We start from the raw sequence: 1,113 nt of genomic DNA, 5'->3' as shown, positions 1-1,113 counted from the left end.
GCATTAAAAAAAAGACAATTTCATGTAACTAAATTATACATTATTGACAACTTTTATTATCTTTACTAAGAGAAAAACGAATAAATGATTTACATATTAGACGTAAAAAACGACCAATTAGTAAAGGCAGAAATTGTTGTCCCTGAACCAAATGAAATACCATTAAAAAAAGATGGATGGAATTTCAACTGGAGAGAATTAAGCAAAGAAAAAAATTCCAAAATGTTCATCTTACGAACAATTGGCCTAAATCCAAGCGTTGAAGGTGCTTTACAACTAAAAACAGAAAATGAAATGCTCATTATGAATGTTTTAGAGATAGCACCGCATAACATCGGACGAAAAAATAAGAAATATGATTATGTCGCCGGCTGTTTGATTGCTTTTGCATGTAGAGAAAGTTTCAAATTGAAAAGTACTTACAAAGGATTTTTAACCTTTATGGCGAAAACAAGCCTAATAAAATGGTATTCGAAAAAATATGGTGCGTCAGTAGGACTTGGACAGAGAATGTATATTGATAGTGAGAACGCACTGAAATTGATGAATGAATACCTTGAAAAAAAATAAAACGATGAAACGAAATAATAGCGCAGAGCCAACAAACGGAATGTTAACAAATCCAATGGATACTGGAACAGATGAATTTAAAGATTTCCAGGCCATAATGTTGAATAAGGTAAAAAGTCGGTCAGAAGCACAACAAAGGGAGATTGAATTGTTGGCAATCAAATTTCAAATGCAAGATTATCTGGAATCTGACGGAACCGAACTTAAGCTTCCGGGGGATTTTTTAAAGGAATACTTGAAAACACTGGAAATCCCTCAAAAGAAATTTGCTCATTACATTGAAATAAATCCTTCTAATTTGAGCAAATTAATAAACGGAGAGAGACCGATAAATTATGAATTAGCAATCATCTTGGGAAAAATTTTTAATAATGACCCAATGCTTTGGATTGAAATTCAGGCGAAAAACGAACTCAAAAAAATCAGAAAAACCAAAACGAGAAGATTTAACAATTACTCATTGAAAGACTTAATAACCTGATATAAAACGCGCTACAACAAAGCTGTAATACGCCAGCCGGGGCTCCACAGCATATTGTAAGC

The 1,113-nt window shown here is 32.8% G+C and carries 2 protein-coding genes; both read left to right on the top strand.

Translation table 11 applies throughout. From position 1 onward, the window contains the following. Window positions 1-84: 84 nt before the first annotated feature. Window positions 85-570 carry a hypothetical protein gene (locus ATH1_RS0116355; RefSeq protein ID WP_010424331.1) on the top strand — a complete coding sequence of 162 codons (486 nt, stop codon included), beginning with the start codon at window positions 85-87 and terminating at the stop codon, window positions 568-570. 4 nt (window positions 571-574) lie between these two features. After that, a complete protein-coding gene (locus ATH1_RS0116350; protein WP_139035489.1) occupies window positions 575-1,051 on the top strand; it encodes a HigA family addiction module antitoxin in 477 nt (158 codons plus the stop codon). Window positions 1,052-1,113: the final 62 nt, after the last annotated feature.

It is taken from the genome of Anaerophaga thermohalophila DSM 12881, assembly GCF_000191885.1.
In the GTDB taxonomy this organism is placed as follows: Bacteria; Bacteroidota; Bacteroidia; order Bacteroidales; family Marinilabiliaceae; genus Anaerophaga; species Anaerophaga thermohalophila.
The sequence above is the reverse complement of the archived record's forward strand: the minus strand, read 5'-3'. Positions and strand labels throughout refer to the sequence as shown.

Bases quoted from the DNA above. Each gene is read 5' to 3' on its own strand.
- ATH1_RS0116350 (WP_139035489.1), top strand. From the start codon at position 575: ATGAAACGAAATAATAGCGCAGAGCCAACAAACGGAATGTTAACAAAT.
- ATH1_RS0116355 (WP_010424331.1), top strand. From the start codon at position 85: ATGATTTACATATTAGACGTAAAAAACGACCAATTAGTAAAGGCAGAA.